The following is a 25529-nucleotide window of genomic DNA, read 5'->3' on the forward strand; positions in this document are numbered from 1 at the left end:
ACGTTACGATTGCCAGATAACTAGTTCCCTACTTTCACCAACTGTATATTAAAATACAACGGCTGGTTGGCCAGCACGCCACCGTTCGGGTTGCAGCCGTAGGCAAGCGAAGACGGAATTATAAGCCGGATCTGCCCGCCCTCTTTAATTTTCGGAAGCCCCTGTTGCCAGCCGGGGATCAATTGGTTTAGCGGAGGAGTGGTCACGCCGTCCGGGTAAGCCGCGTAAGTGGAATCATAGGGGCTCCCATTCATGTAATAGGCAATATATTTCACGGTAAGTGTGCTGCTGCCCGTGGGCGCAGCGCCCGTGCCGGCATTTACAATCTCGTAAAACACGCTGTCTGTATTGCTGGTGGTATCCATTACAAAAGCACTGTCCCGTACCATGGCTTTCATAGTATCCAGTTCGTTGGCAATAGGAACCGGTGTACAGGTTGCCGTATCTTTTTGTTTCAGGCATCCGATCACCAGGATCAGTCCGGCTACAACAATAAAGACAGCAGCATATTTTTTTATCGGGATCATTAAACGCATCGATTGTTCACCCGCTAAATTACAGGAAACATTTTTATTGGAGGTTATCATGCCCCCGGTCTTATTTCGACCTGGCGCCCAGTAATTCTATATAAAAGTACAGCGGCTGATTCGGCGCAATAGGTCCGCTGCCGGTACAACCGTAGGCAAGGGAAGACTGCATGATCAATTTTATCTTGCCTCCTACTTTAATTTTCGGAATGCCAATCTGCCAGCCTTCAATCAGCTCTGATAGCTTAAAGGTAACGTTATTGGCGGCATCGAACTGCTGCCCGTTTGACACCAGCCTTCCTACGTAATTGATAGTAATTGAATCTGTTACTGCCGGCTGTGCCCCCGTGCCCGGGTCTATTATCTGGTATAAAATACCCGTTGCATCCTGTTGAACGGCCATAGCACTGTCTGCCGCAAATTTCTGCATGGCCGGCATTTCCACGGCTACCGGCTGGGGAGTGCAGTTTCCCATATCACTACTTTTTATACAACCAACAACTATAAGGGCTGCAACAACTCCTAAAACGAGCAATTTTCTCATGTGTTTAATAAATTTTATATCAATACCTCCCTGTTATCCAGGCACAGGGTGGGTTTTTGTAGGCGGCTATTATTATTTTCCGGGCAATTAAAAGGACGAAGAAGCCATGCCTTTTAACTGAAAAGTATAAATTAACTGGGAATTTGCAGGTAAATTGGTTCCTGTATTACATCCGTAAGCATTGGAAGAAGGGATGATGATGCTTATGGAACCACCATTCGTAATTTTCGTAAGCGCATAATACACTCCCAAAGGATAGCCTTGTGCTGCATATTCTGATAATTTGTGTGAACCGCTTTGCGTAGTGGCTGAATCGATCAGTGTTCCGTCCAAAAGGTGGGTTTCAAAATGGAATGCCACAAATGAATCTGCGGAGGGTGTGTTAGCGCCGGCGCCGGGGATCAATGCAGGGCTCGATACACCGTAATAGGCACCCGCCTGGTCATCAAATTGGTATTGGCTTGCCTGCCCGCTGGTTTGCAGGAACGCATCAATAACTGCCCGGTCCTGGGTTAAGGTTAATCCATTGGTACACGCGGTAGATTGATTTGTTTTCATACAGGAAGCAAGGGTTACTACAGTTGCCGCAACAGCAATCAAGGGCATTAAAAACTTTTTTTTCATTTGTGATTTTTTATAATAAATTAATTATCAATAAATTATTTTTTCTCTTTACGGGCTAATAATTCTTTGTAATAGTTCTCATTAATGTCCCACTTGTGGTAAGACGAGAAGATGGCCGTAAACGCAACAATGATAATGCCGGCAATTAATAAAATAAGTATTAACGAAGGGTCGGCATTGGCATCCATTGCCGCTCTTTTATACCAGCCACTAAAAAAATTAATAAAAACGGCAATAACCAAAATAAGGCCCAGGGGGGTACTGATTAATATATTTTTTAGTGAACGCTTCTTTTTTAAACGATTGGCCTCCCAATATTTCATAAACGCTTCCTCTTTTTGCGTATACATGGCTCAAAGGTAATAAATCAGCAATTGCATACTATTTTAGGGACGGTAAATTATTTTTATGTGAAAAGGAAAAAGTGAATAGTAAATAGTGAATGGTCAATAGAATCCGGGCCGCCTGATGAACGGGATTTTTGTTCCTGGCCTGGAAACTGTGAATTTTGTAGTTACGACAATTCTTTTTTATATTGCAGTTCAATCGTTTGTTTGTGAAACTATCCCCTTTATTAGCACAATACCTCTTAACCCACAAAGAGTTAAGTTTACCAGGACTAGGCACTTTTCATGCTGAAGCTTACGGCGGTCCCGAAACGGCAACTGTGACCTTTGAACAGCAACCTGTAAGTAAATTTGACGAACGGGTGGTAGCGTATATTTCCGAAGAAACAGGCAAAATGAAAGTGCTGGCTGCTTCAGACCTCGAATCACAACTGGAGGATGCCATGCAATTTCTGAATACAGGGAAGCCTTATCTTTTTGCCGGCATCGGGACCCTGTTGAAAAAATCGGGTGGCATTTATGAGTTTGTGGCCAATACACAAACGGAGCCTCCGAAAAAGAAAGATATTCCTTTTACAGAGAGAAATACCGTGCCGCAATCCTATATCGAGGAAAAGGCAGACAACAGCAAGCCTAAAAGACCCGCCGTTTTTATTCTCATAGCGCTTGTTGTAGTGGCTATCGCCGCCTCTGTTTGGTTTTATTCAAAAACGACAACGCATAAAGAACCCCAGCAGGTTGCTGATACTACCAACCAAGCGGGTACATCACAACCGGAGGCGGAAAAACCTGCTGATGACACTTCAGGTAAAAAGTCTGCTCCGACCCAAACAACCGTTGCTGCAGCATCTCAGGCAACTGCAACGGCTCCCGGGATGATCACCTATATCCTGGAAACCACAAAAGAGCCCCGGGCATCTAAACGTTACAACCAGCTAAAGAAAATAGATTGGCCCGTGGAACTGGAGAAAACCGATTCGCTTCATTATAATATATTAATGAAGCTGAACACCCCGATAGTGGACACCGCCCGTGTGCGGGATTCGCTTACTGTCATTTCGGGGAAGAAAGTAACTATACGGCATTAGATTTTATATAACCGCAAGGGCGCCAGGATGCGAAGAGGTTTGATGCCTCACTAATTTTAGAAGTCCTCTGTGATAATCCGGGTAACCCGTGCGCTATAATAAATGTTGCTTGTTTGTTCTTATGCCCTTTTCTCACAGATTTCACAGACTTCCACAGATTTTTTAAGTTTTCTTTCTGTGAAAATCCGTGAAATCTGTGAGCCAAATAATAAATATTGCTTTTGTATTCGTTTTGCTTTTTCTCACAGGTCCGCAGATTTGCACAGATTTAAAAAACCTTCCTGAAGATCCACGCGATCTGCAGGAGATTTTTCGACCTGCTTCATTATGCTTTTGCTCCCCGCGTGTTTGCTCCTTTGCCCCGATGGCTATCGGGACCGCGTGAAACCTAGCGCTGGAAATGTCTCCGGGTTTCAATTGCTCCTGATATATTTCGCGGATTGATCAACCGGTCGTTGACGAGAACCGGAGCGGAGCCACTGGATATGCCTGTTTGTTTTGATGCCAGTTTGGGAGTGGTCTCCACGGAAAAAGCACCATTATTATTGATCCCCTGAAGCGCTTTGGCCAGGCAGGATTCCGTTACATCGCCCCAATCCTTGTTGAGGCCATCCGCCACCGCCGCATTTACATCCGGCGAAAAGCCATCATAATAATTGCCTTGCCCCAGCGCATTTACACTTTTAAAAGAAACCGGGAAAATGTACCAGTCTCCAACCGGGATATTAAAAAAGCCCACAGCCTTACCCGTGGTTGCAGAGGGGCCCACCAGCTTTATGTTCATAAAAGGTTTCAGGCTGTTGATCAGCAATTCACTGGCAGATGCAGTGCCCTTCGAAACAATGACATACAACGTACTCAGGTTTAAATTTCCTTTTTTATTAAACCGGTCAATTGTATTATATCTGGTATATCTATCATTGAACTGCTCCCGGTTCATCACCTGCCCGTTGCCGCTGTTGTTGACCAGGTAATTCGCCATCAACTGCTCCATCCATACATAACCGCCGCTGTTATAGCGCAGATCCAGGATCAGGTTGGATATGCCTGCGTTGCTAAAACCGGCAAAAGCCGCTGCCAGGTTATTTACAACGGATGCAGAATCTCCCAGGAAGCTGTTATATACCAGGTAGCCTACTTTTCCTGCGGGCTGATTGTAAATGGTATCCATGTAAATGGGCTGTTGCTGGTAAGTGGCAGCATTTAATGTGAGTTGCTGGCTGCTTCCGTCAGGCTTTTTAAACGTGATAGTGGTTTTTGAACTATTGAAAACAGCGGCTACAATTTGTTGAATACTAGCGTCACTGGTGTTGATGGCGGATACCCCCTGTATGGCGGTGATCTGCCAGCCCCTGTGGATGCCCGCAGCAGCGGCCGGCGATAGTTTTTCTACTGATTTTACGCGGAGATCAGTGGACGTCATAAAAAAGATGCCCAGTCCGAAATCGCCTGCAATCCCCTGGCTGATATTATCCCATTCGGACTGTTTAATGGCGAAACTCCAACGGTCCACGTTTCTGATCACATTAGAGGGCAGCACCGTATCCTTACTGTAATTTTTAATATAATTCATCACCGAAAAGTAATTCGCCACCGAATCGAGGCTTGAGAACGGCATGGAATTCATCGTTCCCGGTAATTGCTTATACCATAAATAAATGTCCCTGCTGTAACCGATCGCAGTATCAATAATCGCCTTGGTAATGCCGTCCGCATATTGGATGGAAGCAGGCGTTGTGGGCGTGGACCGGGGCTGAATGCTGTCATTATTATTTTTGCTGCAGGAGCTGATCAACAGAAAACTTAAAAAAGCTACCAGGCAGACGGATTTTACTTTTACAGAAGCCATAAGGTTAATTTATACAAAGATATTATCTCTACAGTCATAAATATAGCGTAAAAAGGCAGCAGTAAAAGATGAAAAGGCACAATACCAAATACTTTATTTTTGCAGCGGAGAAGAACGCTGCAATCGCAAGTACAATACTATATGGCAAAAACTGATTTAAGAAAAGAACTGGCCCTTAATTATCATGCAAAGGGAAGACCGGGAAAAATAGAAGTGGTTCCCACGAAAAAGGCAAAAACCCAGCGGGATCTTTCCCTGGCCTATTCTCCCGGGGTGGCGGCGCCTTGCCTGGAAATAGCAAAACATCCGGAAGCTGTTTATAAATATACGGCCAAAGGAAACCTGGTAGCGGTGATCAGTAATGGCACGGCAGTGCTGGGGCTGGGCAATATCGGCCCCGAGGCCGGCAAGCCGGTGATGGAGGGGAAAGGCGTGTTGTTTAAGATCTTCGCAGATATTGATGTGTTTGATATAGAGATCAATGAAAAAGACCCTAAGAAATTTGTAGAAATTGTAAAGGCGCTGGAGCCCACTTTCGGAGGGATCAACCTGGAAGACATAAAAGCGCCCGAATGCTTTTATATAGAACAGGAGCTCGTAAAACAAATGAATATTCCCGTGATGCATGACGACCAGCACGGGACGGCCATCATTAGTGCGGCTGCTTTATTAAATGCACTGGAGATCCAGAAAAAGAAAATTGAGAAGGTCCGGTTTGTGGTCAGCGGTGCCGGCGCTGCCGCCATGGCCTGCGTACGGTTATACCAGGAACTGGGCGCCCGGCCCGCTAATTTCCTGCTATTTGATAAGGATGGTGTGCTGCATAAGAATCGTGCGGATATTGATGACATGCATCGGCCTTTTGCCAATGCAACAACAGCAATTACGCTTGCGGAGGCAATGAAAGGAGCGGATGTATTTCTGGGGCTAAGCGCCGGGAATATTGTAAGCGGCGCTATGGTTAAAAGCATGGCAAAAAACCCCATTGTTTTCGCTATGGCGAATCCTGATCCTGAGATCTCCTGGGATGAGGCCACTAAAGTGCGCAAAGATATTATAATGGCGACAGGCCGCAGCGATTACCCCAATCAGGTAAATAATGTATTGGGCTTCCCCTATATTTTTCGCGGTGCGCTGGATGTAAGGGCTAAAGTGATCAATACAGAAATGAAGCTGGCCGCTGTTAAAGCGCTGGCCTCGCTGGCAAAAATGCCCGTGCCGGATGCGGTAAATAAGGCCTATAACCAGGACGTGATCGCCTTTGGGCCCGATTATATTATTCCCAAGCCGTTTGATCCGCGACTGTTGCCCGAAGTAGCGCTGGCGGTGGCAAAAGCGGCCGTGGAATCGGGCGTAGCCCATCATCCCATTGAAGATTGGGATCAATATGCCTTAATGCTGGAACGGCGGTTGGGACTGGGTAACCACGTGCTGCGGACCATTGGTGCGCAGGCCCGCCAGAATCCCAAACGGATTGTTTTTGCCGAGGGCGAGAATGTTAAAATATTGAAAGCGGCGCAAATTGTACTGGATGAAGGGATCGGGTTCCCGCTGCTGATCGGCGATAATGAGGAAATAACAAAAATTGCGGCTGAAAATAGTATTGATATATCCGGAATGACGGTCATTAATCCGCGCAGCGAAGCGATGGAGGAAAAACGGAAAGAATACGGCGCGCTTTTTTTCGATATGCGCGCGCGCAAAGGATACACCCGGGATGAGGCCTTTAAGTTAATGAATGAGCGGAATCATTTTGGGTGTATGATGGTGGAGCAGGGCGACGCAGATTGTATGCTGGCCGGCCTGACCAAAAAATACGATGAAGCCATACGTCCGGCACTCCAGATCATTGGAACGGAACCGGGGGTGAATCGTGTAGCAGGGATGTACCTGGTAATGACAAAAAAAGGCCCTTTATTTCTTGCAGACACCACGGTAAATTTCAACCCGAGCGCGGAGGAATTGGCGGAAATAGTGCTGCTGACGGCCCGCGAGGTAAAAGCGTTTAACCTGGTGCCCAAAATTGCCATGCTCAGCTATGCAAATTTTGGAAGCAGTAATTCACCGGAGGCCAAACTGGTATCAAAAGCCCGGGCCCTGGTAAAGGAAAAAATGCCGGACCTGATCGTGGACGGGGAAATGCAGGCGAATATTGCCCTGAATAACGGATTGCTAAAGGAAATGTATCCTTTTAGTGAACTGAGCGGGCATGAGGTGAACACATTAATCTTCCCTAACTTAGCGTCCGGAAATATCGCTTACAATATTCTGCTGGAAATAGGCTCTACAGATGCGGTGGGCCCTATTTTGATGGGTCTGAAAAAGCCGGTGCATTTGCTGCAACTGGGAAGTACGGTGAGCAGTATCGTAAATATGGCGATGATCGCCGTAACAGAAGCGCAGGTGAAATCGCAACAAAAAGACAATAATCCTAAAGAAGGAAAACGGCTATTAAAGAAAAGGCAATAACCTGCATCATCAAAAAATAAACCATTGAAGATATTAAGAGAGTTTGGAGCGTTTATCAGAATGGCCGGCGGTATGTTCCGCAAACCGGAAAATGCCCGGATGTACTGGAAACAGTTTATGTTACAGTGCAATGATATTGGCATCGGTTCGCTGGGTATCATTTGTATCATATCTGTTTTTATTGGGGCGGTATCTACCCTGCAAACGGCTTACCAGTTGGTATCGCCCATCATTCCAAAATCAACTATTGCACAGATCGTTCGGGATACCGTGATCCTGGAGTTTGCGCCTACCTTAAGTTGTATTGTGCTTTGCGGCGTAGTGGGTAGCAAAATAGCCAGTGAACTGGGAAATATGAGGGTAAGCGAACAAATAGATGCCCTGGAAATTATGGGTATTAATACCAAGGGATACCTGGTTTTGCCAAAGATCCTCGCCGGGTTGGTTACCATTCCCCTGCTGATCATGCTGGCCATGATCCTGGGTATCTGGGGCGGACGGCTGGCGGGTACAGCGGCGGGGATCATTGATCCCACTATTTTTGACACGGGTCTGAAGATGGCGTTTAAGCCCTACAATGTTTATTTTGCCTTAATAAAATCAGTAGTATTTGCTTTTATCATTACGGCGATACCGGCCTTTTACGGGTACACGGTAAAAGGCGGCGCCCTGGAAATTGGTCACAGCAGCACAAGAGCGGTAGTTGTGTCCTGCGTATTGCTGTTGTTGGCCGATTACGTATTATCCGCCCTGCTCTTATAACCCGGTAACCTCATTTGTATGATTGAATTGAAAGATCTGAAGAAGAGTTTTGAAGATAAAGCAGTATTGAAGGGGGTCAGTATTGTAATGAATGATGGCAAGTGCAACCTGATCATCGGAAGCAGCGGTAGTGGTAAAACGGTATTGATGAAGTGTATGGTGGGACTGCTGAAGCCTACTTCAGGAAATGTGTTATATGATGGCGCCGATTTTGTGAACCTGAACGATAAGGAGCAAAAGGCTATCCGTGAAAAGATCGGTATGCTGTTCCAGGGAGGGGCTTTGTTCGACAGCCAAACGGTAGAACAGAACGTAATGTTCCCGCTGGATATGTTCACCACCGATAAATATTCAAAAAAAAGAGAGCGGGTAAAACAGGTGCTGGACCGGGTACAACTGAAGGAAGATGCGTATAAAAAATTTCCATCAGAGATTAGCGGCGGTATGCAGAAACGCGTGGCCCTGGCCCGGGCCATTGTGCTCAATCCTAAATATCTTTTTTGCGATGAGCCCAACTCGGGCCTTGACCCGCAGACGTCCATGGTAATTGATAAACTGATTCATGAGATCACCCGGGAATATGATATGACAACAATTGTGAACACCCATGATATGAATAGTGTAATGGAGATCGGCGATCATATCATCTATATGCACCAGGGCGAAAAAGAATGGGAAGGGAATAATAAGGAAATTATATTGAGCGATAACGAAAAATTGAATGGCTTTATTTTCGCCTCTGAGTTTTTGCGCGATGCCAAAGCTATGCGTACCATCCAGGAAACCGGCAAGATCCCTGAAAATGTACAGGGCGGCATTAAAGATGCCATTGAAGAAAAATTTAATATTGATATCGATAAGGACGGGCATATTGGCTCGCCTACCAAGGGAAATGTCCCGCCAAAAGAATAAACAGGGTATAGTGCAAACCCTTAAATTTGCAATTCCAATAAAATAATTTATCAGCTATGGCAGTTTTGGTCAATAAAAATTCTAAGGTACTGGTTCAGGGATTTACCGGCACGGAAGGCACCTTCCACGCTACACAAATGATAGAATACGGTACCAATGTAGTAGGAGGCGTAACACCCGGTAAGGGCGGAAGCACGCACCTGGAGCGCCCGGTTTTTAATACGGTTGCCGAGTGTGTACAGCAAACCGGAGCCAATGTAAGTATCATTTTTGTACCGCCGGCATTTGCGGCAGATGCCATTATGGAAGCGGCTGATGCAGGAATTGAGCTGGTTGTTTGTATTACGGAAGGCATCCCGGTTCAGGATATGGTGGCCGTTAAGAACTTTTTACAAGGCACAAAAACCCGGTTGATCGGGCCTAACTGCCCCGGTGTGATCACTGCTGGTGAGTGTAAAGTAGGTATTATGCCCGGATTTGTATTTAAGCAGGGACGCGTAGGTATTGTTTCAAAATCAGGAACCCTTACCTATGAAGCCGCAGATCAGGTGGCTAAGGCCGGATTGGGTATCAGCACTGCCATCGGTATTGGCGGAGACCCCATCATTGGAACCACCACAAAAGAAGCCGTGGAATTATTTATGCAGGATGACGCAACCGATGCTATCGTAATGATTGGCGAGATCGGTGGGGGCATGGAAGCCGAAGCGGCCAGATGGATAAAAGAAACCGGCAACAAAAAACCTGTAGTGGGTTTTATCGCTGGTCAAACCGCACCTCCCGGTCGTCGTATGGGACATGCCGGCGCTATTGTAGGCGGAGCAGAAGATACGGCGGCTGCTAAAATGAAGATCATGGGTGATTGCGGTATTCACGTAGTAAGCAGCCCGGCGGATATTGGTAAAACAATGGCAGCGATTACTAAAAAATAACTTAAAAAAATGTTGATACGAAAAGCTCCGGTTTGCGGAGCTTTTTTTAATACCGGGCTACAACAGTTTAAAATATCGCTTTTTTAATATACTTTTGACTATCCCTCAGAACACTTAATTGCTTTCGTTGATGTATAAGAAGAAAAAGATATTCCGGCTTTTGAATACTACTTTGGTAATTGCACCGGATTTGAGTAACACGATGATGATATGGCGTTTAGATAACTCTCTATAAATGGAAGCAGGAAAAAAAATATTTATTATTGACGATGATCCGATACACCGGCTTTTGATGAGCAAGCTTTTCGAACGGCAGCCCAAAAGCTGTAAGCTTTCTTTTTTTGAAAATGGTCAGAAAGGGCTTGCCGCTTTGGAAACAATAATTGCAGAAAAAACCGAAGCGCTCCCCGATATTATTCTTCTGGACATAGAAATGCCCTTAATGAACGGCTGGCAGTTTATGGACAAATACAGTGCCTTGCCCGGGGAAATAAAAAAGCAGATACGTGTTTATATGGTTAGCTCTTCCTTTTCCGATCAGGATCAGGAAAGGGTAAAAGACTATCCGGATATACAGGACTATGTGGTAAAACCCCTGCGCATGGAAAAAATTATAGAGCTCCTGGATTGAATCCGGCGCCGCTCCCGGCTTCCGCCGGTGATTGTATCTGACCTGCTTACCCCCTCCGGATAAATATGGGCTGTGCGCTTAAGGGCCTGTACGCATAAAATTTTTCTATTTTTTTGCTGCAGGTGCGAAACTTTTTATAGGCGCAGCACAGATCGTTTATCTTTAATGATCGAAAAAGCAATTATGGATTTTAAAGAACTGGAACAAGGTTTTGCCGGTGAACTTTTTTACGGCAACAATAGCTTGCATCACGCGCAACGGATGGTATACGCCACTGATGCTTCCGTTTACCAGGAACTTCCCTTAGCAGTAGCCCTTCCCAAAACGGAGGAAGATTTGAAGGCATTGATCCGCTTTGCAACGAAAGAGCACATCTCTTTAATACCCCGGGCTGCAGGCACTTCGTTGGCAGGCCAGGTAGTGGGTAACGGGATAGTGGTGGATATCTCAAAATATTTTAAAAAGATCATCGAAATAAATGCCAGTGAACGATGGGTGCACCTGCAACCAGGAATTATCCGGGACGACCTCAATGCTTTTTTGAAACCCTATGGACTGTTTTTTGCCCCGGAGACGTCCACTGCCAGCCGGGCTATGATCGGCGGTATGATCGGTAATAATTCCTGTGGGCTGCATTCCATGGTTTGGGGCGATACCAGGAAGCATTTGCTGGAGGCAAAAGTGTTGCTCAGCGATGGAGAGAAAGCGCTTTTCAGGAATTATAGCGATCAGGAAATTAAAAGTAAGGCCGCGCAGGAAACGCTGGAAGGGGCTATCTACCGGCAACTGGCAGATGTACTGGATAATGAAAATAATAAGACAACGATTAAAAATAATTATCCCAAACGTTCGCTGGCGCGAAGAAATACCGGTTACGCGCTGGACGTTTTGCTGGAAGAACGGGAATCAGGTGATGGCGGCTTTAATCTTTGTAAACTGCTGGCGGGTTCGGAAGGAACGCTGGCTTTTGTAACGGAAGCCAAACTGAACCTGCTTCCCTTGCCGCCTGCCAAAGACGCATTGGTTTGCATTCACTGCTCGTCGCTGGGCGAATCGCTTCACGCAAATAATATTGTTTTGCAGCACGCGCCCATGGCATCGGAACTGGTGGATAAATATATTATGGATTTTACCAAAGGCCATCCAGTGTATCATAATAACCGGTTTTTTATTGAAGGGGAGCCGGAAGCCCTGCTGATGGTAGAATTTATGGAGGATACGGATGAGGCGCTGGATATAAAAACCAACCGGCTGATTGAAGATCTTAAAGAAAAAGGATTAGGCTATGCTTACCCCGTGATCAAAGGCGCTAAAACCAAGCTGGTATGGGATATCCGCAAAGCGGGTTTGGGCCTGATCCGGAATATGCCCGGAGATACCCAGCCGGTGAACCTGATCGAAGACTGCGCAGTGTCGCCGGAAGACCTCCCCGCCTATATTGCGGAGCTGCAACAATTATTGGATCAGTACGGATTGTCCGCATCTTACTATGCCCATGCCGGCGCCGGTGAACTGCATGTGGAACCAATGATCAATTTAAAAACGGCACAGGGAAAAGAAACATTCAGGGACCTGCTGAAAGACACCGTACCCCTGGTTAAAAAATACAACGGGTCTTTAAGTGGCGAGCATGGCGACGGTCGCTTACGCGGGGAATTTATTGCAGCCGCCATGGGGGCCGATGTCTATGCCTTGTTAAAGGGGGTAAAGAATATTTTTGATCCGGAAACCATTTTTAACGCCAATAAAATTGTAGATACGCCCAAAATGAATGAGCAGTTGCGCTATGCCCCGGACCAGCAACAGGTAGCCATTGAAACGCTGTTCGATTATTCCGGTCAGGAAAATATACTGCGGTTAACCGAAAAATGCTCCGGTTCGGGCGATTGCCGGAAATCGCATGTAACAGGCGGTACCATGTGCCCCTCCTATATGGCAACCCTGCAGGAGAAAGATACTACCCGTGCCCGTGCCAATATCTTACGACAGTTTTTGACGAATGCCGGAACGGGCGCGCCCTTTAATCATCCGGAAATAAAAGAAGTGATGGATCTCTGCCTGAGTTGCAAAGCCTGTAAGTCGGAATGCCCGTCCAGCGTGGATATTACCAAATTAAAAGCCGAATTTCTGCAGCATTATTATGACGCGAATGGCGTCCCTTTCCGCTCCCGGCTGATCGCTTCGTTTACCCAATCACAAAGACTGGGAATTAAAATCCCTGGCATTTACAATGCCGTTGTAAAAAATAAATTACTATCCGGTATTATAAAAAAGATCGCGGGATTTGCACCGGGCCGGTCCCTGCCGGAAGTGGGAAAAACCACTTTGCGCAATTGGTTTGAAAAATATCAAAGACAGCAACCGCAGCGCTTTGAACGCAAGGTGTTTTTGTTTTGCGATGAGTTTACCAACTATAATGATGTTGCTATTGGGAAAAGGACCATACAACTTTTAAATGCGCTGGGTTATGGAGTAGTAATACCGCCTCATAAAGAAAGCGGTCGCACCTGGTTGTCAAAAGGATTGGTTCGCAAAGCGAAAGAAATAATCACCGGTAATGTGCAGCAATTATCCGCACTGGTTACGGCCGGTCAGCCGCTGATCGGCATAGAACCCAGTGCCCTGCTCACATTCAGGGATGAAGCGCCTGAGCTAGTGCCCGCGCATTTAAGAAATGAAGCAAAACAATTGGCTGCCCATAGCTTTTTAATTGAGGAGTTTTTAGCAGGGGAGTATGAAAAGGGCGCGATCCGCGAAGAGCAGTTTACCACTGAAAAGCGCATGGTAAAACTGCACGGGCATTGCTATCAGAAATCGTTTGGTATTGTGCCATCAGTTCAGAAGATACTGAGCATCCCTGTAAATTATTATGTGGAGCAGATCCCTTCCGGCTGCTGCGGTATGGCGGGCTCCTTTGGATATGAGAAAGAACATTATTCCCTGTCTATGAAAATAGGAGAGCTGGTCTTGTTGCCCGCTGTTCGCGGTGCGGATGCAGCTACTATTATTGCTGCTTCAGGAACCAGTTGCCGTCACCAGATCAAAGATGGAACGGGGCGCAAAAGCCTGCACCCGGTGGAAGTGTTGTGGGAGGCGCTGAAAAAGTAATGCTTGTTACTTTAATTAAAAAGTAGATTATCTTCCCTCCAAATATTTAACTATTGAATTTCCCTGCTTACCTGCATTTTGGATCGAGTGTGCCGATTGGTTTTTCGATATGCAGTAGCATGAGTTAATTTAAAAGTATTTTTTAGCCGGTAAGGCGGCGAGACGGTAAGTCTTAGGCGATTGAAAACAAAATCTTCCCTCTTTCCGAATTCCCGGCTGCCCTGTATTCCACGGCACAAGAGTGCGACGCAAGGAGGATGATAGCAGCACCGCAGCTCGGCCCATAAATTTAAGGCAGCATATAACAAACGCCTTCCAGCGCCAGTTCCGTATTGGGGAATATTTCCCGGGCCTCTTTTTCAAATTCGTTCAGCTCATCATAGCGGCTGCTAAAATGCCCGATGAGCAATTTTTTTACACCGGCTTTTTTGGCAATGGCGGCTGCCTGTTTGCTGGTGGAGTGAAAACGTTTTATAGCCTGGTCTTTAAAATTTTCTAAATAGGTAGTTTCATGATAGATCATGTCGGCGCCTTTTATATCCGGGATAAAGGATTCATCATATTTGGTATCGGCGCAAAAGGCATAGGTTTTCCCTTTCGGCGCTTCAAAGGTGAGGATCTCGTTTTTGATCAACGTTCCATCAGGCGCTGTGTAATCTTTACCCATCTGTAAATTCTCGAACCAACTGTAATGAATGTTGTGCTCTTTTACCGCATCGGGATTAATGCGGCGGGGTCTTTTCTTTTCCCGGAAAACGAACCCGAAACATTCTATGCGATGGTCCGTTTTAAAACAACTGACTTCCACCTCGCCAACCGTCAGCAAATACCCGGGTTGCTGAATGGCGTGAAAATGTAAGGGGTAGGACAGTTGGGTATCTGCCGCGGCAAACTGTAGTTGCAGTATTTGTTGCAAAGCCGGTGGCGCCACTACATGTAAATCCTGGTACCTACCCAGGAGGGCGAAAGAATTAAGCAGCCCCACCAACCCAAAATAGTGATCACCGTGCAGGTGCGAAATAAAGATGTGTGATATTTTACTGCGGCGTATTTTGTAATTGATCAATTGTATCTGGGTACCTTCGCCACAATCGATCAGGAATTTACGGTTGGGCATTGTTAACACCTGGCTGGTCGGATGCCGGTCGAACGCGGGTACCGCTGAATTATTTCCGAGTATGGTAACGCCAAACATTTTTAAACCTTTTTGGTTTTTATTTGTTTAATCATCCGTGTCGCTGAATTCAATATCTTCGGTGTCTAATAATTCCCTTTCAATTTCTTCCATTTGCACAATATCCCAGGCCTCGCTTTCGGTGGGGGCTATATTCAGCAGGTCGTCCAGTTCATGCTCTGACAAAAATGCGGTAACGTTCTTTTGCAGGTTACAGGAAACAAACGAAGCATTGTTTTCGTAGAATTGTTGCTGTATTTGCAGCAATTTGGCCGCTGCGGCGGCGTCTATCGCTGCCACCTGCTGCAGGTCCAACACCACATTTTTCACATCGTTTTGTAAAAAAGGGAGCAACGCTATTGCCATGCCATCTGTCATAGTAGCAGATAATGCGGGCTCAATTGGCGTGATGACGTGAAATTTCTCTTTGGTATCTATTTTGACCTGCATATAGAGTGAATTTGGGATAAATATGCTTAAATTACAAGTAAATTTACGACCAAATATATTTGTTAATATTGTAAATAAACACTTTAACCGAATATGGATAATAATTTTTCATCTCAGGTAAAAGAAATTATTTCTTACAGCCGTGAGGAGGCCCTAAGGCTGGGGAATGATTTTATTGGCACGGAACACCTGCTGCTCGGATTGATCCGGGAAGGAGACAACACGGCCATCCGGATTCTGAAAAGCTTTAGTGTTGATATTTTTGAACTGCGTAAAGAAATTGAACTGGCCATAAAGGACAAGACCGGTAAAAATATTGCAAACATTAATAGCCTGCCGCTGACCAAACAGGCGGAGAAAGTAATACGGGTAACCGTCCTGGAAGCAAAGGCCTTAAAAAGCAACCAGGTGGAAACGGAGCACCTCATGCTTTCTATTTTGAAGAACAAGGAAAATATCGCAACACAAATCTTAAATCAATTCGACGTGGATTATGATCTGTTCCGGCAGGAGTTAGGCATTGTAAAATCAGGCGGTGAGCCGCGCGCAGAATTTGGTGAGGAAGGCGAAGAGGAATTTGAAGAAGAAAAGAAATATACGCAATCCAAAGGCAGTGCTGCAAAGGGGGCAGCTAAAAGCAAAACACCCGTGCTGGATAATTTTGGCCGGGATGTGACCAAGCTGGCAGAAAGCGGCAACCTGGATCCCATCGTAGGGCGCGAAAAAGAAATCGAACGCGTATCGCAGATCTTGAGCCGTCGTAAAAAGAATAATCCCATCCTGATCGGAGAGCCTGGTGTGGGTAAAACCGCTATTGTGGAAGGGTTGGCGTTGCGTATTGTACAACGGAAAGTGAGCCGGGTGTTGTTCGATAAACGGGTGATTTCGCTGGACCTGGCTTCATTAGTGGCTGGTACAAAATACCGCGGTCAGTTTGAAGAGCGCATGAAGGCCATCATGAACGAGCTGGAGAAGAACCGCGATGTGATCCTGTTTATTGATGAGATGCATACCATTGTGGGCGCAGGCGGTGCGAGTGGTTCGCTGGATGCCAGCAATATTTTTAAACCGGCCCTGGCGCGTGGCGAACTGCAATGCATTGGCGCTTCAACGCTGGATGAATACCGTATGTATATTGAAAAAGACGGAGCGCTGGATCGTCGTTTTCAAAAAGTGATGGTAGACCCGCCCAGCGTGGAAGAAACCATACAGATACTGAACAACATCAAATCTAAATATGAAGATTTTCACAGCGTTACTTATAGCCCCGAAGCTATTGATGCCTGTGTGAAACTGAGCGACCGGTATATTACGGACCGGCTGTTGCCGGACAAGGCCATTGATGTAATGGACGAAGTGGGGGCAAGAGTGCATCTGAAGAATATAAATGTTCCGCAGAATATTGTAGAGCTGGAAAAGAAGATCGAAGATATTAAGGAAGAGAAAAATAAGGTGGTAAAAAGCCAGAAGTTTGAAGAGGCCGCTTCCCTGCGGGATACGGAAAAGAAACTGGCAGAAGACCTGGAGCGCGCGAAAGCCGCATGGGAAGAAGAAAGCAAGCACAAACGCTACCCGATTGATGAAGAGGCCATCGCTGAAGTCATCAATATTATGACGGGCATTCCGGTGCGGAAGATGGTGGAAGCAGAAACCGAGAAGTTGCGTAAGATGTCGGATGATATGAGGGGGATGGTGATTGGCCAGGATGAAGCCATTTCCAAAGTGGTAAAAGCAATACAACGGAACCGGGTGGGATTGAAGGACCCGAAGAAACCGATCGGTACCTTTATTTTCCTGGGACCGACAGGGGTGGGCAAAACAGAACTGGCCCGTTCCCTGGCGCGCTACCTGTTTGACTCGGAAGATGCGTTGATCCGTATTGACATGAGCGAATACATGGAGAAATTTACGGTAAGCCGTTTGATCGGTGCGCCTCCGGGATATGTGGGATATGAAGAAGGCGGACAATTAACCGAAAAAGTACGCCGGAAACCTTATAGTGTAATCCTGCTGGACGAGATCGAAAAAGCGCATCCGGATATTTATAATATTTTATTGCAGGTATTGGATGATGGTGTGCTGACAGATGGGTTAGGTCGTAAGGTCGATTTTAAGAATACGATCATTATCATGACCTCCAACATCGGGGTGCGGCAGTTAAAAGATTTTGGCGCCGGCGTTGGTTTTGCAACTTCTGCAAGAGTGGAAAATGAGGATGAGGAAAATAAAGCGGTGATCGAAAAAGCGCTGAAGCGTACGTTCTCTCCGGAATTTCTGAACCGTATTGATGATGTGATCATCTTCAACAGCCTCACCAAAGAGAATATCTTCAGCATCATCGATATCTCTATGAAAGGCGTATTAAAACGTGTTGAGAATTTAGGGTATGGGTTGGAGCTGAGCGAAGAAGCCAAAAGCTTCCTGGCGGATAAAGGGTATGATCAGCAATTTGGCGCCCGTCCATTACACCGCGCCATCCAGAAATACCTGGAAGATCCGCTGGCTGAGGAAATTCTTAACATGCATGTAAAACCCGGTGATATACTGCTGGTGGATTTTGATAAGGAGAAAGACAAATTGTACTTCACTATCAAAGATGCCAAAGAAAGCCACCAGGAGGCATAGAGAATGATGTAGTAAGAATAGCGCATTTAGAATATAAAAAAACACCCCGTGGTTGCGGGGTGTTTTTTTGCCGTTGGCAAAATAAACCTGTGAGGTCTTTGAGACCTCACAGGTTTATTTTTTGCGGTTCTGCACAGACGGGTAGTGGTCGATGGTTTCAAACACATTGCGGGGGTCCTGTTTCAGGATAGAAATAAATTTACGTAATGAATCGGTGTAAGGTGCCTTGGCGAACATACGGTCGTGCGCCAGCAACACAATGGCGTTGGGCTGGTAGGTATATTCCTGTTCAAATCTTTTGTTGATCTGGTCGGCCATTTCCTGAGCCCCTTGCTTAGGAATACTACCTCTTATGAACTGCCATTCCACATCCCAGCCGATCAGCGTGTAACCGAGTGAATCTAACGCTTTAGCAACGGTTAAAGATGATTTCGGTCCCTGCATTTCACTGCCGGAGGCCCAGGTATTCATACCCGGCAGGCGGGCAATTTTTAATTTTATCTTGAGATCTGTTTGTGCCTTCAGCATGTCGGCAACTGCACTGTCGGGGTTGCTGTAGAAGCGCTTATAATTATCCCTGAAACCATGGGTAGTGCTATGGTTGGCGGTAATAAATTCGGGGTAGCTGTTATTCAGGGAATCTGCGATCCTTCTGCGGTAAGCATCGATGCCCAGATTAAACCCTACCATAAAGAAGGTGGCTTTTACCCCCTCTTCGTGAAATATATTTTTACAATTAATAGTTCCCGGAGGTTGCGGTCCGTCGTCAAATGTGAGAAATATATAGCGTTTGTCTTTCTGATAGGTAATGGGCTTCCCGATATTGGATAAGGCCGCCGCGCTGGAATCGGTTTTTGTGGAATCTTTTCCATCCCCGGTTTTCTTACCGGAGCCATTACAACCTGTATTTCCGATCAGTAAGGCAGCACCTGCCACCATAGCCAGGGATGCATTTCTCAACAAATAAAAAAATCGTAACATAAGGGCATTTATTTCTGACTAAACTATGCCTTTTTTAGCGCATAAAAAAATCTTGCTTTTACGATGAGGTGATTTGTAAGAGCTTGTACAGATCTGAAACGGCTGCATTATTTTTCGCAGGCAGCCAATATAGGCTGCTGAAATGCCCGGCCTATGTTAAATGCCGCTCATTAATAAAAGCGGTTTTATCCTTGTAAAACCCAAAACTTTGAGCAAGCAATTGGGGCAGGGTTTCTTCCTTTATAAATTCGGGGCCTTCTTTCCCAAAATGACGCTATCGGACATATGCTACTTTCTTAAAGTATATTAGACGCCGGGTTGTATTTACAGATTCTAAAAAGCTTCTTAAAGAATCCAAAGCGGCAAAGAATAGGCGTTGTTACACAGATTTTTCTAAAAAGTAAAAGAGGTTATTCATAAATTTAAAGAGTATTAATATTGAAAATATAGCAATTTCTTCGAATGAAAGATTATAATTTAAGAACCGGAACTATAAAGGACCTGGACCAGGTAAGAGATCTTGCGATCAACTCCTGGAGCCGGTTTCAGTATGAACTTATGGAGGAAAACCGGGCACAGTTGCTTAGCGGCATCAACAATGAAAAAACCTACCTCGGCCTTTTTGATACTGCAGACTGTATTGTTTGTGAAACAAAGGACCAGGATATTGTTGGTATGGTATTCCTGGTTTCCAGCGGTCACCCCACTGATATCTATCCGGGGGACTGGTGTTATATCCGTTTTTTGACAGTTAGCCCGGAACATGAGGGTAAAGGCATTGGCAGGTGGCTGACACAAAAATGTTTGGATAAAGCTAAAAGCAGGGGCGAGCATACCATTGCCCTGCATACGTCTGAACTAATGAATAATGCCCGCGCACTTTATGAGAACATGGGTTTTGAAATTGTAAAAGAAATAGCGCCCCGATTCGGGAAACGCTATTGGTTGTACAAACGGGTATTATAATTTAACAATTTAACAATAGACTGCGGTTCATTTAATTTCTAACTTGTAAAAAGAAAGTTAGATAATAAGTTTCGGTATGAAGGATGAAATATTTATAAGCAGGATCGTTCCTAATATTTACTCAAACGACCTTGAAAAAAGTAAAATTTTTTACGGAAGTTTTTTAAATATGAAGATCGTAATGGATCACGGATGGGTAATCACTTTTGCCTCCTTCAAGAATCCGCTGGCACAGGTCAATATTTTAGATAACCAGGGCAAGCCTGCATTAGACAATGCGCGTATCTTTTTATCTGTTGAAGTATCGGATGTCAATAAGATGTACAAAAAGGCAAAAGAAGCCCATATGGAAATAGTATATCCTATTACCGATGAGGCCTGGGGGGTGCGCCGTTTTTTTGTAAAAGATCCCAACGGCGCTACTATAAACCTGGTGGCACATAAAAGTTGATTTATTTTCTTAACACCAGTATCATCAGCACTACAATAGTTGCCATCAGTGTGAAAAGGATAAGCAGGTTCTTTGCTTTCATCGGCTTAGGGTTTTAAAAAAAGGTAATACAGGTGCTGCGATAAAAATGGCTGCCGCAGTTCATCTGATTTAAGACGCATAAAATCGGTATTGGGCAAAAACCCTTTATTATACAGCAACTGTTTATTGTACGGAAGACTGATGGCGTAGTCTTTGTCGAAGGAAGCGGCATGATTGAGATTGTACCGGGTTACGATCCAGCTCCAGTTTACAACTGCGCCAATGATCAGCGTGCCATAGATTACCCACGCCATCCGGTTAAGCAGGTAAATATTGGTTTTTTGCCTCCGGATCTTTAATGCAGTATAAACCAACCCCAATACAGCCAGAAAAAGAAACAGGTATACCCCGATTCTTTTAAGGGTTAACCCATAGCTATCCACATATTGATTGTTCTTTAAAACAACGGTTCCTGCCAGCAGCATATTAAGTACGATCCATATAAAAGCATACGTTTTCAGCGGCCCGCTATTTTTAGAAAAGTTCAACGCACCTTTAAAGAATAACATAATTACTGAAATGGCCATTGCAATTGAGAAGATCAGCAGGTAAACCCGCTCATGCAAAGACTGACTGAGGCTATTTCCGGATGGGTTGCCACGGAATTGCTCTATACTATAAGTAACAATAAAAAAGATTACAAGGAGGTTGAGTGCAATTAAAGAGATCTGTCCGCTTTTTTGATAGAACTGAATATCTGTCGCTTCAGGGTCTGTGGCGGCATTGCTATATGAAGGAGGAAAGGCATCCTGCAAATATTTGTCCTGCTTTAATAACAGGTCGGGCACCCAGTAATGCATAAACGAAAACATCAGGAAGAAACCCATTATTGTTAAAAAAGACAGTTGGAAAAAGTTGACATTCCAGTTAATGAAAAAGAAAGATTGAAATAAATCGCTGCTGGAGGTGTATACAAGAAGGAAGCTGGCAATTAAGGCCGCGGGAACAAGAAAATAATAAAGTATTTTCTTATAAACATCAGCAGACAAACCAGGCCCTGACGGCAGCCATTTGTGTAAAAAAGGAGCCCTGAATAAAAAACTGGCAAAGTTGAGCATGCTTGCAAAAGGAATCAGCAACAGGTTGGTTGCGGGGGCGTATAGTTTGCAGGAGATGATCGCTAATGAGCAGAATATTGCGGCAAACGAAATAAAATCGCCGTACCAGGCAAAGGCGCCCGCTGATAGCAGTAGCGCCGCAGTTGCCGCCCAAAATGGCTTTGAACGGTTAGCCTTTGGTGTTGTTATCAACAGCAACAACCAAAGGGCTATCGAGAAAACGCTCAGATTTAATCCGATTTCCTGGTTGTAAAACAGGATGACAAACAGGACAACGCCCGATAATAAGGCAATAGTTTTTTTCATTGTTTTATTTTTAAAAGTACTTTATATTTCAAAGTTTATGGTTAAAAAAATTTAGTTTAATAATTTGCCCAGGGCATTAATGTGTTGTATAAAAGCTTCCTTACCCGTTTTGGTAACCTTGTACGAGGTTCTGGGTTTTTTGCCAATGAACTCTTTTTTCACTTCAATATGGTTTTTGTTTTCCAGTGCGGTGATATGGCTGGCCAGGTTGCCATCAGTAACGCCCAGGTGTTCCTTCAGTTCGAGGAAATCGACCCAGTTGTTGACAACAAGAACCGACATAATGCCCAGCCGCACCCGGCTTTCAAAATCTTTATTTATCTGATCAATAATACCCATGTCCTGCCAATTGCTATTTGTATTTTTTATACATCAGTAAACCATAAATGATGTGCAATACTCCAAATCCCAATGCCCAGAACACCAGGCCGTATCCGGGAATAAAACTCGCTATCAGGCCCAGGAATACTTCGCAGATCCCCAGGTATTGGATGTCGGAATACGTGTATTTGGATGCATTAATTAAAGCGAGACCATAAAACAAAAGTGTAGCCGGGGCTATCAGACCAAACAGATCGTGATAAAACAGTGCCAGGCAAAACAACCCGCCGGCAGCAAGGGGAAGAAACAACTGCACCAGCAACCGTTGTGTGGTGGAGGTCCATATTTTTAACCCCTGTTTTTTTGTTTTCTGAACGGTTAGCAAAATACCCGCTCCTACTGCGGCAACTAAAATAATTATAGCCAGTATAAGCAGGCGGATTCCCAGATCATAGGTATATCCATAATATCCTTCGCCGGGTAAATAATTGACACCCTGTTGCTGCAATAGTTTGCTGGCGATAAAAGCCCCGATCAGGGCAATGATTCCCGCTGCCACACCCGAAAGTCCATTCAGTGAGATAAAACGCGACGATCGCTCCATCATCTGGCGGATGTGTTGTAAATCATCTTTTGGATTGTTCATTTTAAAAGTGCTTTGAGATACAAAGTAAATGCCAACGGCTTATATTTCAAAATTTATTTTGATGAAGTAGGCCGTAGGGGGTTATGCTGTCGGCCCTCCCCGGGAAACTTCTGGAACCGTTCTCTATTAATTGGAGACCGCCTGTCTGCCGTGTACCATTGGTCAGGATTACAGGAGTGTCTGATTATGGTTTAAGGGTAAATCTTGATCATTTGGTGGGTAATTTTTTATTATAAAAAAACTCGTAAACTGCTTCCTGTCCTTTTCAGTTATTTTTGCATTCTATGTCAGTTAAGCAAGCAAGCAAAAAAGAAAAACCCATCATCCTGATCACAAATGACGACGGCGTTTCTTCTTTGGGAATCAGGAGCCTGGTGGAGGCAATGGACGGGTTGGGCAAAATTGTAGTAGTGGCCCCGGATAAACCACAATCAGGAATGGGGCATGCGATAACCATTGGGCATCCGCTGCGATTGTACGAAGTAGAGCTGTTCGAGGGTGTTAAAGCATACTCCTGCTCCGGCACACCGGTTGACTGTGTAAAGCTGGCGGTTGATAAAATTCTGCACCGCAAACCGGATATCTGCATCAGCGGTATTAATCACGGCTCCAATCACAGCATTAATGTCATTTACTCCGGAACGATGTCGGCCGCTATGGAGGCTGCGATCGAAAGTATTCCCGCGGTTGGTTTTTCATTAATGGATTATGGCGCCGAGCCCGATTTTACAGCCTCCAAACAGTATGCGCGCCTGATCGTGGAAAAAATGCTGCAAAAGAAATTGCCCCGGCACTTTTTATTGAATGTAAATATTCCGAAAGCATCCCCTGATGAATTAAAAGGATACAAGATCTGCAAACAGGCATATGCTAAATACCAGGAGAAATTTATCGAGAGAAAAGATCCGCACGGTCGTAGTTATTACTGGCTCACAGGCGAATTTGTAAATTTTGATAAATCGAAGGATACCGATGTATGGGCCCTTGCCAACGGATATGTAAGCGTGGTGCCGGTAGAATTTGATCTTACGGATTATAGTCTGAAAGAAAAGCTGGAAAAAGACTGGAGGTAGGTAATGTGGAAATTTGAGAATATGAAAATGTGAAAATGGTTCATCGCTGATGGCAAATAGTCTGAATGCTAATGGCTATTGTCTAATAGTGCATCCTTATTAAGCGTTCTGCATCAAAAAGTAAACATTGAGCAACAATAAACACAAATACTATATCATCGCAGGCGAGGCTTCCGGTGATCTGCACGGAGGCAACCTGGTGGCGGCATTAAAAGCATTGGAACCTGATTGCGAAATGCGCGGTTGGGGCGGCGATAAAATGCAGGCAGCGGGGATGGAAGTGGTAAAGCATTACAAGGACCTTGCTTTTATGGGTTTTGCGGAAATAGTGATGAACCTGCGCACCATTCTCCGGAATCTTAGTTTTTGCAAGAAAGATATCTTGGCATTTAAGCCGGATGCGTTGATATTGATAGATTACCCGGGTTTTAATTTGCGCATTGCCCAATGGGCCAAAAGCCAGGGCTTAAAAGTGATCTACTATATTTCACCGCAGGTATGGGCCTGGAAAGAAGGCAGGGTGAAAATGATGAAACGCTGCATTGATAAAATGCTGGTCATTCTTCCGTTTGAAAAAGAATACTACCAGGCTAAATGGAACTGGCAGGTTGATTATGTGGGGCACCCGCTTATTGAAGAGATCGATCAGAAAAAGAAAAAAGGAACGGATCTGGTTATAACAGATGCCAATGGTCAACCCGTTACCCGGCCGGTGATCGCACTGCTTCCCGGCAGCCGCAAACAGGAAATTGAAAAAAAACTGCCGGTAATGCTGGCGGTCAGTACCCATTTTCCCGGTTATCAGTTTGTGGTGGCGCAGGCGCCGGCGGTTGACGATGCCTTTTATGAGCAATTCACTGGGAAATATCCGAATGTAAGTACCGTCAACAACCGCACTTATGATGTATTGCTGCAGGCCACCGCGGCATTGGTTACTTCCGGAACGGCAACGCTGGAAACGGCTTTGTTCGGGGTGCCCGAAGTGGTCTGTTACAAGGGGTCGGCGATCAGCTACCAGATCGCTAAACGGGTGATCAGTATTAAATACATCTCTCTCGTCAATTTGATTATGGATAAGGAAGTGGTGAAAGAACTGATCCAGGATGCTATGAATGAAAAGAATATTATTGCCGAATTACAGGCGCTACTGTTCGATGAACAACGGAAAGAACAATTACAAAAGGACTATGAAAAATTGCACCAGGTTTTGTCTGCGGGAGGCGATGCTTCGCGCCAGGCGGCGGAAATTATTGTTCAATCAGTGGCGCAGTAACGTCTTAACAATAATAATGATAAGGGCGATGATAAAAAGTAAAAGGCTTAGCCGGTTAATTCCGTGCATATAGCCGATCCACTTGCTTTTCGGTGCATTCGGGTCCTTTTTCTTTAAAAATAAATATTGCGCTATTTGATCCCAGATGCCCATTGTTGAAGTGCGTTTGAGATACAAAGATACGTTATTTGGAAGTTGAGTTTCTGGTCCAAAGTTCCGGTTGCAGGTTTCAGGTTCGAGGCGTGTGCGTGCCTAAAATTTTTTAGAGCCGTAGGCTCTCTTTCTTTATGTAAAGCGGTGCTTTAGCGCAGCTTCGTGCATGAAACAATGA

At 45.1% G+C, this 25529-nt stretch carries 24 protein-coding genes; 12 read left to right on the plus strand and 12 right to left on the minus strand.

The features are described from left to right. Positions 1-20: 20 nt before the first annotated feature. From NIASO_RS17075 to NIASO_RS17090, 4 genes are all read right to left on the minus strand, one after another. Entirely contained in the window at positions 21-587 is a 567-nt protein-coding gene (locus NIASO_RS17075; RefSeq protein WP_025299092.1) for an FKBP-type peptidyl-prolyl cis-trans isomerase, read from the minus strand. A gap of 10 nt (positions 588-597) precedes the next feature. Continuing rightward, positions 598-1071, minus strand: coding sequence for an FKBP-type peptidyl-prolyl cis-trans isomerase (locus tag NIASO_RS17080; protein ID WP_008587994.1), 474 nt, complete (start codon positions 1069-1071; stop codon positions 598-600). Between the two features lie 87 nt (positions 1072-1158). Further along, positions 1159-1695 (minus strand): FKBP-type peptidyl-prolyl cis-trans isomerase, encoded by a 537-nt coding sequence (locus tag NIASO_RS17085; RefSeq protein WP_008587995.1) that lies wholly within the window; start codon positions 1693-1695, stop codon positions 1159-1161. A 35-nt stretch (positions 1696-1730) separates the two neighbouring features. Beyond that, a complete protein-coding gene (locus NIASO_RS17090; protein WP_008587996.1) occupies positions 1731-2045 on the minus strand; it encodes a hypothetical protein in 315 nt (104 codons plus the stop codon). A 206-nt stretch (positions 2046-2251) separates the two neighbouring features. Here NIASO_RS17090 and NIASO_RS17095 point away from each other — a divergent pair, with 206 nt between their 5' ends. Further along, positions 2252-3130: a hypothetical protein gene (locus NIASO_RS17095; RefSeq protein ID WP_008587997.1), complete on the plus strand. Its 879-nt coding sequence runs from the start codon at positions 2252-2254 to the stop codon at positions 3128-3130. 388 nt (positions 3131-3518) lie between these two features. Here the strand turns inward: NIASO_RS17095 and NIASO_RS17100 are convergent, their stop codons facing one another. Further along, positions 3519-4979, minus strand: a complete 1461-nt coding sequence (locus tag NIASO_RS17100; RefSeq protein ID WP_008587998.1) for a S41 family peptidase — start codon at positions 4977-4979, stop codon at positions 3519-3521. A gap of 141 nt (positions 4980-5120) precedes the next feature. On the opposite strand from NIASO_RS17100, the gene NIASO_RS17105 reads away from it, so the two are divergent. The 6 genes from NIASO_RS17105 to NIASO_RS17130 all read left to right on the plus strand — a co-directional run bounded on the left by NIASO_RS17105 (position 5121) and on the right by NIASO_RS17130 (position 13793). Then, the gene (locus NIASO_RS17105) at positions 5121-7448 is read left to right on the plus strand and encodes an NADP-dependent malic enzyme (RefSeq protein WP_025299094.1); all 2328 of its coding nucleotides are present in this window, start codon (positions 5121-5123) and stop codon (positions 7446-7448) included. A 24-nt stretch (positions 7449-7472) separates the two neighbouring features. Beyond that, entirely contained in the window at positions 7473-8210 is a 738-nt protein-coding gene (locus NIASO_RS17110; RefSeq protein WP_008588000.1) for an MlaE family ABC transporter permease, read from the plus strand. Positions 8211-8228: 18 nt separating this feature from the next. Then, a complete protein-coding gene (locus tag NIASO_RS17115; RefSeq protein ID WP_008588001.1) occupies positions 8229-9122 on the plus strand; it encodes an ABC transporter ATP-binding protein in 894 nt (297 codons plus the stop codon). A 56-nt stretch (positions 9123-9178) separates the two neighbouring features. Next, complete coding sequence (gene sucD / locus NIASO_RS17120) at positions 9179-10054, plus strand: succinate--CoA ligase subunit alpha (protein WP_008588002.1); 876 nt, start codon at positions 9179-9181, stop codon at positions 10052-10054. Between the two features lie 235 nt (positions 10055-10289). Beyond that, positions 10290-10685 (plus strand): response regulator, encoded by a 396-nt coding sequence (locus tag NIASO_RS17125; protein ID WP_008588003.1) that lies wholly within the window; start codon positions 10290-10292, stop codon positions 10683-10685. 183 nt (positions 10686-10868) lie between these two features. Further along, the gene (locus NIASO_RS17130; RefSeq protein ID WP_008588004.1) at positions 10869-13793 is read left to right on the plus strand and encodes an FAD-binding and (Fe-S)-binding domain-containing protein; all 2925 of its coding nucleotides are present in this window, start codon (positions 10869-10871) and stop codon (positions 13791-13793) included. 289 nt (positions 13794-14082) lie between these two features. On the opposite strand, the gene NIASO_RS17135 is transcribed toward NIASO_RS17130, so the two are convergent. Both NIASO_RS17135 and NIASO_RS17140 read right to left on the minus strand, forming a co-directional pair. Further along, entirely contained in the window at positions 14083-14988 is a 906-nt protein-coding gene (locus NIASO_RS17135; protein WP_008588005.1) for a ribonuclease Z, read from the minus strand. 27 nt (positions 14989-15015) lie between these two features. Continuing rightward, entirely contained in the window at positions 15016-15417 is a 402-nt protein-coding gene (locus tag NIASO_RS17140; RefSeq protein WP_008588007.1) for an STAS domain-containing protein, read from the minus strand. A gap of 93 nt (positions 15418-15510) precedes the next feature. On the opposite strand from NIASO_RS17140, the gene NIASO_RS17145 reads away from it, so the two are divergent. Further along, on the plus strand, positions 15511-18042 hold the full coding sequence (locus tag NIASO_RS17145; RefSeq protein WP_008588009.1) for an ATP-dependent Clp protease ATP-binding subunit: 2532 nt from the start codon (positions 15511-15513) through the stop codon (positions 18040-18042). Positions 18043-18156: 114 nt separating this feature from the next. Here the strand turns inward: NIASO_RS17145 and NIASO_RS19815 are convergent, their stop codons facing one another. Then, entirely contained in the window at positions 18157-19023 is an 867-nt protein-coding gene (locus tag NIASO_RS19815) for a polysaccharide deacetylase family protein (RefSeq protein WP_052356561.1), read from the minus strand. Positions 19024-19485: 462 nt separating this feature from the next. On the opposite strand from NIASO_RS19815, the gene NIASO_RS17155 reads away from it, so the two are divergent. Together NIASO_RS17155 and NIASO_RS17160 are read left to right on the plus strand one after the other, a co-directional pair. Beyond that, positions 19486-19989 (plus strand): GNAT family N-acetyltransferase, encoded by a 504-nt coding sequence (locus tag NIASO_RS17155; RefSeq protein ID WP_008588013.1) that lies wholly within the window; start codon positions 19486-19488, stop codon positions 19987-19989. A 76-nt stretch (positions 19990-20065) separates the two neighbouring features. Next, a complete protein-coding gene (locus tag NIASO_RS17160; protein ID WP_008588015.1) occupies positions 20066-20440 on the plus strand; it encodes a VOC family protein in 375 nt (124 codons plus the stop codon). An 86-nt stretch (positions 20441-20526) separates the two neighbouring features. Here the strand turns inward: NIASO_RS17160 and NIASO_RS17165 are convergent, their stop codons facing one another. Genes NIASO_RS17165 through NIASO_RS17175 form a run of 3 tightly spaced genes read right to left on the minus strand, consistent with a single transcriptional unit; the run spans position 20527 to position 22852 of the window. Next, positions 20527-21885 carry a DUF4153 domain-containing protein gene (locus NIASO_RS17165; RefSeq protein ID WP_008588018.1) on the minus strand — a complete coding sequence of 453 codons (1359 nt, stop codon included), beginning with the start codon at positions 21883-21885 and terminating at the stop codon, positions 20527-20529. 51 nt (positions 21886-21936) lie between these two features. Next, positions 21937-22224 (minus strand): winged helix-turn-helix domain-containing protein, encoded by a 288-nt coding sequence (locus tag NIASO_RS17170; protein ID WP_008588020.1) that lies wholly within the window; start codon positions 22222-22224, stop codon positions 21937-21939. Between the two features lie 13 nt (positions 22225-22237). Then, the gene (locus NIASO_RS17175) at positions 22238-22852 is read right to left on the minus strand and encodes a hypothetical protein (RefSeq protein ID WP_008588021.1); all 615 of its coding nucleotides are present in this window, start codon (positions 22850-22852) and stop codon (positions 22238-22240) included. A 284-nt stretch (positions 22853-23136) separates the two neighbouring features. Between NIASO_RS17175 and surE the strand changes: the two genes are divergently transcribed. Further along, positions 23137-23925, plus strand: coding sequence for a 5'/3'-nucleotidase SurE (gene surE / locus NIASO_RS17180; protein ID WP_008588023.1), 789 nt, complete (start codon positions 23137-23139; stop codon positions 23923-23925). A 127-nt stretch (positions 23926-24052) separates the two neighbouring features. After that, positions 24053-25198 (plus strand): lipid-A-disaccharide synthase, encoded by a 1146-nt coding sequence (gene lpxB / locus NIASO_RS17185; protein ID WP_008588025.1) that lies wholly within the window; start codon positions 24053-24055, stop codon positions 25196-25198. On the opposite strand, the gene NIASO_RS20595 is transcribed toward lpxB, so the two are convergent. Continuing rightward, a complete protein-coding gene (locus NIASO_RS20595; RefSeq protein WP_008588028.1) occupies positions 25184-25351 on the minus strand; it encodes a DUF6728 family protein in 168 nt (55 codons plus the stop codon). The two genes, lpxB and NIASO_RS20595, sit on opposite strands and share 15 nt — an antisense overlap. Positions 25352-25529: the final 178 nt, after the last annotated feature.

Origin of the sequence: Niabella soli DSM 19437, from assembly GCF_000243115.2 — a bacterium.
Taxonomy (GTDB): domain Bacteria; phylum Bacteroidota; class Bacteroidia; order Chitinophagales; family Chitinophagaceae; genus Niabella; species Niabella soli.